The following is a 14,496-nucleotide window of genomic DNA, read 5'->3' on the forward strand; positions in this document are numbered from 1 at the left end:
GATTTATTATTAAGAAATCTTTCAGCGCTTCATAATACGTTTGACAGTATTAAGATTGCCGTTCCGGATGCGCAGCAGATACAATCCTGAAGGAAAGCCTGAAAAATCCATTTCCGTTGTTTTCTGCCGTATTGTTTTGACCATTCTGGAGCGGCCGTTCAGATCAATGATTTCCACATTTGCTCCTTTTGCAGAAATGGTCCCGGAAACTTCCACCGTACACTGCGATGCAATAATGGTAGGATATACATTGACCCAGTCTGCGCTAACAGGCGGTTCAATGCCCAGAATCGGATCAACCTGGATTCTGGCAGAGCCTGCACCTTTGCCAGTTCCACAGGCATTTGTAACCTTTGTGATGGTATAAAATGTCGTTGTTCTTGGTGAAACCCTGAAATTATAAGGCGTTACTGCCGCAGTGATCAATGAATCTTTCGCTCCGTCATTCAAGGTAAATGTCCAGGGTGCGTTGCCCGTAGTTATAACTTTAAGGTTTGCGCTCTGGCCAGCTAAAATGGATTGTGTTCCCGACAACGTCGCAACCGGCAACGGATTGGCCGTAATTGTTATCGCACTTACATTTCCTTTTACGATAAAATCCTCATTGGCTGCCGAACTGATCACTCTTACAAAATATCGTCCGCCCGCCGTGGTGTCCGGCAATGTCGCAGTTACAACGTTGGAAGTTGCAACCGACGGAATAGTATAAAATCTGCTGTCTTCATTAACTGCTGAAATCTGTACGCTGAATTTATTTTCTGCCGGAAATTCTCCGGATTGCTGAAACGGCACATTAAAGGTTTTTCCCGAACAAACTGCCGAAACAGAAGGATTTCCCGAGCTTATCATTGGAACCTTTACTGTAACAAGCGCGCTTCCGATCGGAATTCCTTTTCCGCAATCGTTAGAAACTTCTGTAACCAGATATGTAGTTGTAATGCTTGGCTTAACAGTAATTGTGTGCGTAGCCTCGTTTGTAGTATCCGTTGTACCATTTGATAATACATAAATCCACGGTCCGTCGCCTGTAAATCTCAGTGTAACTGATGCAGTCTGGCCAAGATCAATGCTTGCATTTCCGGATATGGTTGCAGAAGGCAATGGCTTGATGTGGATCTTGATTTCTTCTTTAGGACTTTCACATCCGTTTGCACCTGTCTGTGTGACGTAAAATGAATAATCCTGTACTTTCTCGGTAAACGGAGTAAACGGCACGCCTTGGAATTCGCCGCTGTTTGCTTCCCGGTACCATTTTAAAACAGATCCGGTTGCATCCAGAATCGGCGCATTTTCATTCTGGCAGTATGCAAGGTAAGTAGTCGTTTTTGGCTTAGGGGTCGTATTGATTTTTACATCAATTTTAGCCAGATTGCTTGTGCATCCTTCAAGCGTTTGTGCTACATAATAAGAAGTAGTTCCGCCTTCTGCTGTTGAAGGAACAGGGGCTGATTTCAGTTCGTCTGCTCCCGTCTCGTCCGTTTCATACCAGCTCAATGTCGCTTTGGAAAGTGCTTTGGCTGTCAATGGCTTTGCCTGTGTAAACTGGCAGTATTCAATGACAGACTTTTCAATTACAGGCGCAGCCGGTAAGGCGTTTACAACAACTCTCTGAACGGTTCTCTTTGCACTTTCGCAGCCTTTGGCGGTTTCCTGTGTTGCGTAAAAAACAAATTCGTCGGCTGTTTTCAGGCTGATGGAAGGAGCGTCGATGTTTGAACCGCCGGTTAGTGCAGTGTACCAGTTTACCTTATTTCCGGCTGCCTGTTTGGTTGAAAAAGTGTAAGGCTTGGCTTTGCTGTCCTGACAAACCGAATCGGAAATTACAAGTAAATTAGCTGGTAAGGAATGGACTGTGATGGTTATTTTTCCTTTTAAAACCGGGCTTTCGCACTTGTTTGCCTCCGTTTGTGTAATGAAGTAAATGGTCTCACCTGCTTTCTCCGTTGAAGGAACCGGCGCTTTGGCAAGTTTATTTCCGTCTTCATCATACCAGTTAATTTCTGTTCCATCGGCAATTAATGCAGAAGCTTTTTCGCCTACACAGTAGTCATCTTTTGAAACCAGGTCGGGCACTGCTGATAAAGCGTTTATGTTCAAGTTTGAACTGGCTTTTCCGGTTACAGCAGGAGATTTGGTGATAACTCTTACTTTATAGGCAGTTCCTGCGGGTGCATCAGCAGGAATATCCACATTGATCGGTGATTTGGTTCCTATTCCCAGCTCCTCGGGCGTTGCCGGAAAAGCGCCTTTTGCATCCGAAAGCTGTACGGTAAAAACAGTTCCTGCTGCAAAGGTTCCTGTCGTTGTGAAAGGCACTGAAATTTCACTTCCGGCACATATTGTAGCCGGACTTACGGTTCCGGTAGTAATGGTTTGGGCTATGGATGAAACTACTGCTGAAAGAATCGCAACGCAAGTAAAGAACCCTTTTCTAATAAATGTTATTTTCATGAAATCGTGTATATATCTTTTCACTTACCAGTTTAACTGTAAAGTTAGAGATATTTTTCCAATACACTTCCAACCATTACGGGAGCTCGCTCTTCCTTTCCGTCAGTGAACTATAAACAATGTCATGAATTTTTCTTCGCGTACGCTGCGTAGTAATACTTGTATTTTCAGCATCGGGATTTACACGGTTGGAAAGAAACACGAACAGCAGATCTTCTTCCGGATCCATCCAGACCATTGTACCCGTAAATCCGGTATGGCCGAAGGAATTCATGGAAGCCTGCGGGGACACATACGAACTGTTTCCGTCGCCGGGCGCTTTGTCCCAGCCCAGTCCGCGATGGTGCGATTCATCGTAAATCCTTGAAAAGAATGGCACTGTTGCAGCTTCGTAATACCTTTTTCCGGCATAACTTCCTTTCCACAGGTTCATCTGAAAAAGAACCGCAAGGTCTCTTGCCGTACCGAACAAACCCGCATGTCCGCTGACGCCGCCCACAATGGCCGCCATCTGATCATGAACAGTTCCCTGAAGCAACTGGCTGCGGAAACGGTAATCCTGCTCGGTCGGCGCAATCTGTTTCTCTGAAAAACGATGCAGTGGATTGAAACCCAGATAAGCCAGTCCGAGCGGCTCGTAAATGTTGGAAGAAACAAAAATGTCCAGCGGCTGTCCGCTTACTCTTTCCACGATCTTTTGCAGGGTCAGGAAACCAAGGTCGCTGTAAAGATAACCGTAACTGCCTGCCCGATCCCTTCTGTTGTTCATCGGCGATTCCACAACCCATTTCCATACCGAATCACGTAACGCGCCTTTTGCATACAGTTTTGGCGCAACCTGAAGATAATAGGCCGTGTCGGACTTGGAACTGTAATATTCGGGCAGCAATCCGCCGCCACCCGTTTTGGTCCGTTCCCACAGCGAAGGATAAAACGAAATCAGGCCCGACCGGTGTAAAAGCAAGTCACGGACTGTGAAGTTCTGCTTGTTCGTTCCGGCGAGTTCCGGCAGGTAAAAAGAGGCTTTCTGATCCAGCTCAATCTGTTTCCGGTCATACAAAAGCATTACTGCCTGCAAAGTAGCGGAAACTTTTGTGAGCGAAGCAAGATCGTAAATTGTTTCGGAAGTAACTTTTTCCGGCGTTCTGTAATTCAGCCCGCCGAATTGTTTGTCATAAATGATTTTTCCTCTTCTGGCCACCAGCACTTCGCAACCCGGAAATACATGGTTACTGACGGCCGCATTGGAAATTTCATCAATTTTTTTGAGCATCTCTCCATTCATTCCGACACTTTCCGGCGTTCCGAAAGCGATCCGGTTAATGGCTGTCGTGCTTACGCCGCTTCCGGATTTATAGGAAAGAACCGAAACGGGTAATTTGCCCTGCGAGCGCATCGCGCCAAAAATAATCTGCGGAACAATTTCCTGCTGATCTTTTCCGTCCTGGTTTGCACAGATGAGGACGTCGGTCTGCGGAAAAAACGGAATGCTGTAAGGCGTTCCGAACAGGCAAAGAATTACTTTTTTATTCCGTTCTTTCAGTTGTCCGACAAAATTCGCCATTTCAGCCGTTACGCCATAGTTCCTCCGCGGATTGGATGCGATCCCGTGTACATCTACGATAACCATATGGTAAGGCTCCAGATAACCGAGCATTTCAGTGATCTGCTCCTGTGACGACGGGCCTTCGTAAAAAGTATAGGAACGCATGGGCTTGTAAGTGGACAGCATTTTCTGAAATGCTGCGCTGCTTCCTTCTCCGATGCTCACCGAAGCCATTTTATCATCCATAACCGAGCCGATCGGGATCATATCATTGTCATTCCGGACTACCGTAACAGATGCTTCACAGAGTTCCCGGTACAATTCCTTGCTTCCTTCACTGTTCAGGTCTGCATACAGATTGTTGGTATCAACGGGTTTGTACTCGCTCAATCCGGCCCAGTACTTGGCCTGCAGAATCCGTTTTACTTTGTCATCAATAATTTTTTCGCTGATAATTCTGCGATTGATTGCGTCTTTGATCTTTGCAACCGTTTCTGCAATACTTTCGGGATAAAGCAATACGTCATTGCCCGCGATAAGCGCTTTCAGGTTTACTTCCGCAGCTTTGCCCGTTTTCAAAACACCTTTCATATTCATGGCATCCGTAAAAACCAGTCCGCGAAAACCAAGATCTTTACGTAAAAGGCCCGTAATGACTTTTTCTGATAGCGAACTTGCCAGATTAGGCGTGCTGTCCAGCGCAGGAATGTATAAATGTCCGCTCAGAACACCCATCAGACTGTCCGCGATCATGGCGCGGTAGGGGTAAAGATCGGTTTCGGTCAGTTGCTCGGGAGAATGCGTAAGTACGGGCAGTGTAAAATGAGAATCTGCATCCGTATCGCCGTGTCCCGGAAAGTGCTTGGCCGTGGCAATAACTCTATTATGCTGCATCCCTTTCATGTAGGCAACGGCTTTACGCGTTACATTCTCCCGGTCTTCACCAAATGAACGTATACCGATCACCGGATTGGACGGGTTGCTGTTGATGTCCGAAACCGGCGCAAAATTGATCTGGATTCCCAGACGGCTGCATTGCTTTGCAATGTCGGTGCCCATTCTGTAAACAAGCGCATCGTCCTGAATGGAACCAAGTACCATTTGTTTAGGAAAAGAAATCGTACTGTCGAGCCGCATGCCAAGTCCCCATTCCCCGTCAATGCCGATGAAGAGAGGAACTTTTGTCTGCGACTGATACCGGTTCGTCAGCTGGGCCTGCCTTACCGGCCCGCCCTGAAAGAAAATCAGGCCGCCGATATGATATTCATTGATCAGCCGGTCGATATATTTGTAATGCGATTCGTCGCGGTTGGAAAAAGTAGCGACCATAAACAGCTGACCGATTTTTTCCTCTATGGAAAGGGCGTTCAATGTGCTGTCAACCCATTCGTTTTCAGGAAGCACCAGAACAGGGTCCAGCCTTTTTCTGGCTTTTTTGGCAACAACCTTTTTGGCAACAGCAACTTCGGGTTTTACCAGAAAGCTGCTCCGGACTGCCATAAGTTTCCACGCAACGGAAACCACCGAGCTTAAAATAACCAGTACAATTATGCTAAGTACAACACGAAACCGGCTTAACCACCAATTTTTCATATTAAAAATCACTGAACTTTATAGAGGGAGAATTTAGATAAACGGAATGCAGCATTACAGATCCAGGTTTAACCATAGTTACAAAAATAACAATTTTGTGTGATCTTTAAATCCAAATAAATGTAGTTTTAAGGCAATTCTAATAATTGCTTTACTTATTATTTGACTGGCAACTATACATTAGCTCGTAAGCCTTCTGAAAATTTCTTCCAGTGAATTTCCGGTATTTCTCAGTTCCTGCAGCGAGCTGTCGTTCACTACTTTCCCTTTATTGATAATGATCACACGGTCGCACAATGCTTCCACTTCCTGCATGATATGCGTGGAAAAAAGCACCGTTTTATCCTTGCCCGCCGTACGGATCACATCTCTTATTTCCTGAATCTGATTGGGGTCTAGCCCGGTTGTCGGCTCATCCAGGATCAGCACCGAAGGATTGTGTAAAAACGACTGCGCCAAGCCGACGCGCTGGCGGTAACCTTTGGAAAGCTGCCCGATTTTCTTGCGTTTCTCCGTTTCCAGTCCGCACAGGACAATGACTTCCTCCACGCGCGATTGCAGCGAAGCACCTTTCATTCCGTAGAGTTTTCCCGAAAAAAGAAGAAATTCCGTTACGTACATATCCGTATACAACGGATTGTGTTCAGGCAAATATCCGATCGATCTTCTTGCCGGCATCGGTTCTTTGAAAACATCAAAGCCGGATACTTTTGCAATGCCTTCCGTAGCCTTGAGATAGCCCGTCAGGATTTTCATGGTTGTGGATTTGCCGGCACCGTTCGGGCCCAGAAAACCAACAATTTCTCCTTTTTTCAAAGAAAATGAAATGCCGTCAACGGCGCGCTGACTGCCGTAAACCTTGGCCAGATTGGTAACTTCAATGGACATTTCTAATGTGTGGATTTGGGATGAAAAACCTGATATGGTTATACTTTAAGGAAAAGCCTGTTCCGGAACAGCAGATACATAAATGCCCACTGAACCATAATAAATGCGATAATGGCACCCATTTCTTCAACCGGCTCCGGAAAATAGCTCAGGATTCCCCCGAACAATGCATGCGCGGTATAAAAGAAATCGATAAACCGGCCGATCATGTAAATGACAATGGAATTCATACCGATCACTACAAAAAACAACGTCCATTTACGGAAATTGAGAACATCGATAAACCAGTAAAACAAAGCCAGCAGCAATGTGCTGAAACCGCCGGCACAAAGTACAAACGAGCTTGTCCAGAGGTTTTTGTTGATGGGAAAAAAGTAATCCCAAACAAGGCAAAGCAGCAGGCTTACAATACCGGCAGCAACGAGATAAACGACTTTATTGTTCCGGTGAATAATTTCATCATTGACCCTCAGAAGTTCTCCTGCAAAAATGCCCATCAAACCCGTTGCAATGGCTGGAAAAGTAGACACAAGCCCTTCCGGATCGTGGATTGTAAGATGCAGACGGCCGGGAATAACCATTCTGTCGATGTAACTGGCCGGGTTGCATTCCATAGTCAGCAGGCCGGCGCCGCATCCCGGAACGGGATAAAATTTCATAAACAGGTAATACGTCACCAAGATTACTGCAAACAAAATCCATCTTGTTTTTTTTCCGGTATACAGGTAAATAATCTGCGCAAACATTCCCGCCAGACCAATCCGGGCCAGAACGCTCGGATAACGCATTTTTTCCCATTCTGTCTGGAAAATACCGTTGTTATAGATAATACCCAAAATGACCAGAATAATGCCGCGCTGAACTACTTTCCGGAGGAGCTGGGAAGCGGGAACGCCTTTGTCCAGCCGGCTGCCGAGAGAAAACGGTGTGGAAACGCCCGCCATAAACAGGAAAGTAGGAAAGATAAGGTCATAAGCGCGGAAGCCGTTCCACTCGGGATGCGTCAACTGATGCGCGATCAGAATGGCCCAGGACCAGCCTGTCACTTTTGCAAGCACTGCGAAGACTTCTTCGCCGCCTGAAATCCAGAACATATCAAAACCACGCAGCGTGTCGAGTGACAGCAGCCTGTGCGACGTAGAACTATCTTTCATTTGATAAAAAAGGGAATAGGGAAATAAAATTTGGAAAAAGAGGCATAATATGAAATAAAAACCAATCTAAATTACAGTAAAGTTGGGTAAAAAACCTATTGATACTTTCCCGCAAAAGTACATTTATTTAAATAAACATATTAATCTTATGGATAATGAAAGAATATATATTTCTCAAAAGCCTGCCTGCGTTATAAGGGTCCATTATTTCTTTACAAAAAGATTTTACTCCATGAAAAAATCCCTGATGCTGTATTTTCTGTTCGCAGCACTTTGTTTCACCAGCTGTGCAACTTCCAATACTTCGCGCAATGATGATGATGAAACGTACCGTACGGAAGAAACGGCCGTAAACAGCAAGCTGAACAACCGCAGGCCGGAAAAAAACATGAGCCGTTTCTCGGAAGAACTCGACTTGTCGAAGCGTCAGCAGAAACAGCTTAAAAAAATTGACCGGAGATATGCCCGCATGGAAAGAAAGCTTTCCAGAAATGACGATGCCAAACGCCGTGACCGCAAACGGCTGGCAGAAGAAAAAAGGCAGGAAATGATCGAGGTCCTGACCGCAGAACAGCAGCAAAAACTGGAATCCCTGTCCAAAAAAGGAAGGTTCAGCTTTGATCAGCTGTTCGGAAAATAACGGTTTTTCAAGGATTTATCTCAATCCTTCCAGCCATGCCTGCACAGTCGGCCCCGTCATATCAAACAGGATTCCCGGCAATATTCCGAGGAGAACCGTAAGGAATACAAGCGGAAGAAGCAGCCCGGTTTCACGCACGGTAAGGTCGGTCAGGACATGGCTGTTTTCATTTTTATACCAGAATTGCCCAAAAAACATACGCTGGTATGTCCACAGAAAGTAAGCCGCTGCAAGCACAATCCCAAGCGTCGACAGCGCCGGTATCCATACAGGCAGCGCATTGGACTGAAATGCGCCCATCAGCGTAAAAAGCTCGCCTACAAAGCCCGAAAAGCCGGGAAGCCCGAGCGATGCAAAAAACGCAATGCCGGTAATAATCGTAAAACGCGGCATGACGCCGATCAGTCCGCGGTAATGATCAATGTTGCGGTCATGCGTTCTGTCGTATATCACGCCGGTAAGCAGGAAAAGCATGGCAGATAACACGCCGTGACTGACCATCTGATAAATAGCGCCGTTAATTCCTTCTGCCGTAAGCGCCGAAATTCCCAGCAGCACAAAACCCATATGCGAAACGGAAGAGTACGCAATCATTTTTTTCAGATCACTTTGACCCAATGCATTGAAGCCGCCGTAAACAATGGAAATCATGCCCAGTACCGAAAGCGGGATCATGTTGTATTGCGCTTCAACCGGGAAAAACCCGTCCACAATCCGGATGAATCCGTAGCCCCCGATTTTCAGAAGGATGCCGGCCAGTACAACAGAAACGGGTGTCGGAGCTTCCACGTGTGCATCCGGCAACCAGGTATGCACCGGTACAACGGGTAATTTTACAGCAAATCCGATGAACAGAAACCAGAATGCAAGCAAACGAACCGGCATGTTTCCGATCAGATATTGTGAAGCCGCGTCCAGCAATGAGCCGGGAATGTAGTTTCCGGGATCAGCAAGAAACGCGAAACGAAAGGTGTGCACGAGTTGCTCGGGAGCAATTTTGCCGTCAACAAGCCATTGCTGAATCTGCGGAATAAGGTCGGGATGAACGGCATCTTCCATGCCAAGTATGCCCACGACCCGCGCTGTTTCCAGCGGATCAATGACCGAAAGATACAGGCAGATCATCACAATCAGAATGAGCAGCGATCCGAAAAAAGTGTAAATAAAAAATTTCAGAGCCGCATATTCCCTTTTTGGTCCGCCCCACAAGCCGATGAGAAAATACATCGGCAACAGCATAAATTCAAAAAACAGATAAAACAGGAAAAAATCCTGCGCAAGAAAACAGCCGATTACACTTCCGGTGAGCAGCAGGTACAGCGCAAAATAAGCCCTTGTTTTCTGCATGATATTCCATGAACTGATAACGCCCGCAAAAAGAACGACTACCGCCAGCAGAACCAACGGGAAACTGATTCCGTCCACGGCCAGCGCATAATCAATGGAAACAATTCCCAGCGAACCCACCGGCAGTGTTATCCAGTCCGAAACTTCACTCAGCTGATAACCGGGATTTTTATTATTGAAAGACAAATACAGATAAACAGAAACCAGCACTTCCAGTACAAGCGCAACAAGGGCAATGATCCGGTAATTTTCAGGGCGGTGAGATGGCCAGACAGCTACTGCCGCCGCGCCCAGTAATGGAATTGCAATTAATAAGGTGAGTATATGGTCAATCATCAAAAATTAGGTTAAATAGCCGGGCAAATGCAGCATTTACATGACAACCAGCCACAATATCAGTAAAAATACGCCTGCTGCCGTTACAATGTAATAAGACTGGATTTTTCCGTTTTGTATACTCCGGGCAGCCTGTCCTGCCAAGCGAATAATATATACAACGGAATTCACAATGCCGTCAACAAGATTTCTGTCAATCCAGCTTATGATATGCCCGAAAATCACACTTGCTTTTGCAACAGAATTGACCCATGCATCAATGTAATTTTTATCGAACACTTTCAGCCACTTTGTAATCCATGAAAATGGAATGATGAAGAAATGCTCATTGGAATAATCCCTGAGCCAGTTCCAGCCAGTTTTTGAAGCACTATCGGTTAAAGCTGTCTTTACATAAAATGGATCATTGCTTTTAACTTCTCTGTAAGCCAGGAAAATGGACAGGAAAGTGACAAGGCCTGCAATAACCGGAACCCATACCAAATGAACCGATTCCGCATAGCCGACAAATGACAAAAACCAGCCCGATGCATTAAACGGGTTCCACGAAAACCAGATGAATAACGACAATGCGGAAAGTACGGCCATCGGCAGCCACATCAATGCCGGCGATTCATGCGGATGAACAAAGGATGAGTATCTTTTTTCACCAAAGAAAACCAGCCAGACTTGCCTTGTCATGTAATAAGCCGTCAAACCGGCAGACAGGATAATGACAACCGGAAAAATGTAATATAGGGCTCCATGTTCAGCAGCCCACAAAAATCCTGCTGAAATAACCGCATCTTTTGACAAAAAACCTGAGAAAAAAGGAAGTCCGGCCAATGCTGCCGCACAGATTGTAAAACAGATAAAAGTAATCGGCAATGCTTTGCGCAATCCGCCCATTGTACGCATATCCTGCGGATCAAAAGGTTTATCCTTTTCGGAAGGCGTTACGGCATGAATGACTGAACCCGCAGAAAGAAACAGGCCCGCTTTGAAAAATGCATGTGTGGTCAAATGGAAAAAAGCCGTCTGCCAGCTTCCGAACCCTGCCGCAATTACCATCAATCCGAGCTGCGACATGGTTGAATAGGCAAGAACCCTTTTGATATCCCACTCACGGGTTGCTTTAATGGCTCCTGTGAGCATGGTGATGGTTCCTATGATCGCAATAACCAGCCGTGCGTCCGGCGTAAGCAAAAAGGAAATTCTGGCCAGTAAAAAAATACCCGCTGCAACCATGGTAGCCGCATGGATCAGTGCGGAAACGGGCGTAGGACCTTCCATGGCATCGGGCAGCCAGCCCGAAAGAGGAAACTGCGCCGATTTTCCCATGCAGCCTCCGAAAAGGCACAAACCGATTGCTGTTAAAATACCCGGACTGATTGAACCGGTTTCCAGGGAAAGTACTTCAAGATCAGAAGTTCCAACGTAATAAAACAGCATTAAAATTCCCGTCAGAAATGCAGCGTCGCCGATCCGGTTCAGTACAAAAGCCTTTTGCGCAGCCCATACCGCACGCGGCCTGAAATACCAGAAACCGATCAGCAGGTAAGAAGACAGGCCCACGAGTTCCCAGAATATGTACATGACAAGCAGACTTTCCGCCAGCACAATCCCAATCATGGAAAAAAGAAACAGCTGGATAAATGCAAAATACCGGTTCAGATTTTCGTCATCGTGCAGATAAGCCATGGAATACAGCTGAACAAGCAACGCAACCAAATGCACGACCAGCAGCATGATGCATGTAAGCGTATCGAAGCGGAAGGAAATTTCAATGGAAGTATTGCCGATCGCAATCCAGTTGAACCGGACAATATGAAGCATTTCCGGATCTGCATATTTCAGACTGATGATCAAACCTGCGGCTGTAACAAGTGCCCCGATCCAGCCGGCAAGCTTGTTAATATTTTTACCTCCAAGCCATAATAATATGAAAACCAGAAACGGCAGCCCCAACAGCAGAAAAGCAGGTAAAAGGTATGCGGAATCGGGCATGAGGAACTGGAATTCGTTTGTTTCCGGCAAATATCCTGAATTCGTGTTCGAATTCAAACAATGCTAGATCTCTTTCTCAATATCTTCCATTTTGGAAGGGCCATGAATGACCTGAAGAATTTCTTTTAAATCGTAAGTCGAGCGGTTGTAAGTATTGCCCAGAACAATAATCACGGCTTCATCTTCCGGACAAACCCAGAGCATCGTATTATACCCTTTCCACCAGCCGCCATGATAAATAAAACGAGGAGTATTGTCTTCTTTGATGTGCATCCGGAAACCATATCCGTAATTGCGTATGCCGGCACGTTCAAAACTTCTTGGCTTGAAAGCCTCATCAAGCAGTTTTTTATCAAGCAGCAGCCCTTGCATCAATCCGTTGTAAAAACGATAAATATCGCCCGTTGTCGAATACAAACCTTTGTCGCCCACAACGTCGTCGTAATAATCTTTTTCAAGCCGGCGGCCGTACTGATGCCCGGCGGTACGGTTTTGCATGGAGGCTTCGGTCGTATCGGTCACCAGAAAGGTATTCATCATGCCGAGCGGCAGCAGGATTTCACTGGAAAGATATTTTCCAAAATCGTCGCCGGTCACTTTTTCAACGATTGCCGCCAGCACACAATAATTGGTATTGCAGTAATTGAATGATCTTCCGGGACGGTTATAAGGCGCCGGCGTAGGCACTACTTTGGCGTACCAATCCATGATATCGAGGTTGTCAGGATATTTTTTTCCGTGCCGTACGCTGTCGTTAAATGAATAGATGTAATTCGGAAGCCCGCTGCGGTGACTTAAAAGCATGTCCACTTTTACGCCGTGGTAGGGGAAATCAGGAAAAAACCGCTGAATGGAATCGTCCAGACTTACACGTCCTTCCTGCACCAGTTTGAGCATGGCAACAGCCGTAAACGGTTTGGAAAGGGAAGCAAGCTGAAACCTTGAATTGCTGTTCAGTGAGTCCTTTTCCTTTATATGCGCATAGCCGAAAGAATTCTGGTAAAGAATTTTCCCTTTCTGGACAATCAGCACATTTCCGTTGAAGCCGGCATTCTTTTTCCTGCGGAATATATCTTCAATCCTGGATACTTTAAGCGCGGTTGCTGCATCCGGATTTTTCAACGGAACGGGATCAAGTACAGAAATCACTTTTCCGTCAACGACTCTTTCGCCCGGTGTAGACTTTGTTTTCCTGACAAGGCCCCAGGAAATCAGAAAAATCAGAACAGCTCCCACCGCTATCCACCAAACCTTCGGCTGCACTTTTTTTAACATAGGCTTTTGGCCATTAAATTTCATACGTTGCTATGCTGACAAATAAATCACAGGCATTTCTTATCTTCTGCAATACAAATTAAGCACATTAAATTATGGAACTAACACTTTCACATGTTCTTTACGCGCGTTTTTTTCGTAAGTCAAAACGTATAATCCGGACGGAAGAAGCTGTAAAGGAAACAGGTTGATGAAGTTGCTGGAATCCGCCTGAATGTGAAAAGGGATTTTTTTACCCGAAGCGTTAGTAAGGATCAGAAACTCAGGATCCACATGCGGCGCGTACAGCCGAATCCTGTCCGGCGCAGCCGGATTCGGTGATGCGGCAAGCAAAATCTGGTCCGGAAATGCAGTTATGTCCAGCGTTTTTGAAAAGGAAAAATCATTGTTCATATCCGTCATGCGCAGGCGGTAATATGCCGTTCCCGGCAGAGGCCCGTTATCTGTAAAAGTATATTGCGTGCGACCGGAAGCAATGCCCGCTGCATCCATATGGGCAATGGGAAAAAATTCCTTCATATCCGAACTGCGTTCGACGATAAAAGATTTGCTGTTCTTTTCCCAAGCCGTTTCCCAGGAAAGCTTCACCTTTCCTTCATCCGAAACCGCCTTGAAACTGGTAAAATCGACGGGAAGAATAATTGGTAAAACTTGACCGTTTATAATGATTTCGTCAAACCATAAAACACCAAATGTAATATGGCTTGCATTGTAGCCGTAAATTCTGACTGAAAAAGTACTTTCAGTCAGGTTGTTAAAAGTGACAGGCTGGCTGAAAGGATAAAAAATATTGAAATTCGGCAGGGAAGCCGCCGTCAGGTCCGAAGTGAAACCATCGAGGCTTGTACGCATTCTGATCTGTTTCGGCCCGGTATCCGACCTTCGGAGGCGAAATGCAATGGACGTGATGTTGTATTTGAAGGAATTGGCAGTAAATGTAAATTCCATGTACCTCGAACCTGAATTTGCAGCCGGCCACGGTCTTACGATATAAGCCGCTACAATCGCTTTATCTGTTGCGTAAATACTTGGCAACGCATACGTATTGGCGCCGCCGGCAAGCTTGGCATTGGCAGGCGTAAAATTCGCATGACTGGAAACGCCTGCCTGCGTATAATCCATCGTCCATTTTACCTGAAAATTCTCCTGCGCATGAGCTGTAAAAACAAAAGACAGTACCGCTGACAAAATCAGCAAAGTACTGTCTCTTAAGATATTGAAGTGCTTTTTCAAAAGTGTGTCTTTTAGAACTCACATGATTTACACTATCAATACGTAAA

The 14,496-nt window shown here is 45.8% G+C and carries 9 protein-coding genes; 1 reads left to right on the forward strand and 8 read right to left on the reverse strand.

Annotation, left to right across the window (positions count from 1 at the left end):
- Window positions 1-21: 21 nt before the first annotated feature.
- The 4 genes from FEM33_RS07250 to FEM33_RS07265 form a co-directional block, all read right to left on the reverse strand.
- Window positions 22-2,451: an Ig-like domain-containing protein gene (locus FEM33_RS07250; RefSeq protein WP_139011402.1), complete on the reverse strand. Its 2,430-nt coding sequence runs from the start codon at window positions 2,449-2,451 to the stop codon at window positions 22-24.
- Between the two features lie 76 nt (window positions 2,452-2,527).
- Window positions 2,528-5,590, reverse strand: a complete 3,063-nt coding sequence (locus FEM33_RS07255) for a serine hydrolase domain-containing protein (protein ID WP_139011403.1) — start codon at window positions 5,588-5,590, stop codon at window positions 2,528-2,530.
- 180 nt (window positions 5,591-5,770) lie between these two features.
- Entirely contained in the window at window positions 5,771-6,478 is a 708-nt protein-coding gene (locus tag FEM33_RS07260; RefSeq protein ID WP_139011404.1) for an ATP-binding cassette domain-containing protein, read from the reverse strand.
- Window positions 6,479-6,516: 38 nt separating this feature from the next.
- Window positions 6,517-7,632, reverse strand: a complete 1,116-nt coding sequence (locus FEM33_RS07265; RefSeq protein ID WP_139011405.1) for an acyltransferase family protein — start codon at window positions 7,630-7,632, stop codon at window positions 6,517-6,519.
- 232 nt (window positions 7,633-7,864) lie between these two features.
- Here FEM33_RS07265 and FEM33_RS07270 point away from each other — a divergent pair, with 232 nt between their 5' ends.
- Window positions 7,865-8,272: a hypothetical protein gene (locus FEM33_RS07270; RefSeq protein WP_139011406.1), complete on the forward strand. Its 408-nt coding sequence runs from the start codon at window positions 7,865-7,867 to the stop codon at window positions 8,270-8,272.
- Window positions 8,273-8,287: 15 nt separating this feature from the next.
- On the opposite strand, the gene FEM33_RS07275 is transcribed toward FEM33_RS07270, so the two are convergent.
- From FEM33_RS07275 to FEM33_RS07290, 4 genes are all read right to left on the reverse strand, one after another.
- On the reverse strand, window positions 8,288-9,955 hold the full coding sequence (locus FEM33_RS07275; protein ID WP_139011407.1) for a complex I subunit 4 family protein: 1,668 nt from the start codon (window positions 9,953-9,955) through the stop codon (window positions 8,288-8,290).
- 36 nt (window positions 9,956-9,991) lie between these two features.
- Entirely contained in the window at window positions 9,992-11,941 is a 1,950-nt protein-coding gene (gene nuoL, locus FEM33_RS07280) for an NADH-quinone oxidoreductase subunit L (protein WP_139011408.1), read from the reverse strand.
- A gap of 63 nt (window positions 11,942-12,004) precedes the next feature.
- Entirely contained in the window at window positions 12,005-13,216 is a 1,212-nt protein-coding gene (locus FEM33_RS07285; RefSeq protein WP_139011409.1) for a serine hydrolase domain-containing protein, read from the reverse strand.
- Between the two features lie 93 nt (window positions 13,217-13,309).
- Window positions 13,310-14,449, reverse strand: a complete 1,140-nt coding sequence (locus FEM33_RS07290; protein ID WP_139011410.1) for a T9SS type A sorting domain-containing protein — start codon at window positions 14,447-14,449, stop codon at window positions 13,310-13,312.
- Window positions 14,450-14,496 lie beyond the last annotated feature (47 nt).

The organism is Dyadobacter flavalbus, assembly GCF_006149045.1.
Lineage (GTDB): Bacteria > Bacteroidota > Bacteroidia > Cytophagales > Spirosomataceae > Dyadobacter > Dyadobacter flavalbus.

Coding starts and splice junctions, on each gene's coding strand:
- FEM33_RS07250 (WP_139011402.1), bottom strand. CDS start 2,451: ATGAAAATAACATTTATTAGAAAAGGGTTCTTTACTTGCGTTGCGATT.
- FEM33_RS07255 (WP_139011403.1), bottom strand. CDS start 5,590: ATGAAAAATTGGTGGTTAAGCCGGTTTCGTGTTGTACTTAGCATAATT.
- FEM33_RS07260 (WP_139011404.1), bottom strand. CDS start 6,478: ATGTCCATTGAAGTTACCAATCTGGCCAAGGTTTACGGCAGTCAGCGC.
- FEM33_RS07265 (WP_139011405.1), bottom strand. CDS start 7,632: ATGAAAGATAGTTCTACGTCGCACAGGCTGCTGTCACTCGACACGCTG.
- FEM33_RS07270 (WP_139011406.1), top strand. CDS start 7,865: ATGAAAAAATCCCTGATGCTGTATTTTCTGTTCGCAGCACTTTGTTTC.
- FEM33_RS07275 (WP_139011407.1), bottom strand. CDS start 9,955: ATGATTGACCATATACTCACCTTATTAATTGCAATTCCATTACTGGGC.
- nuoL (WP_139011408.1), bottom strand. CDS start 11,941: ATGCCCGATTCCGCATACCTTTTACCTGCTTTTCTGCTGTTGGGGCTG.
- FEM33_RS07285 (WP_139011409.1), bottom strand. CDS start 13,216: ATGTTAAAAAAAGTGCAGCCGAAGGTTTGGTGGATAGCGGTGGGAGCT.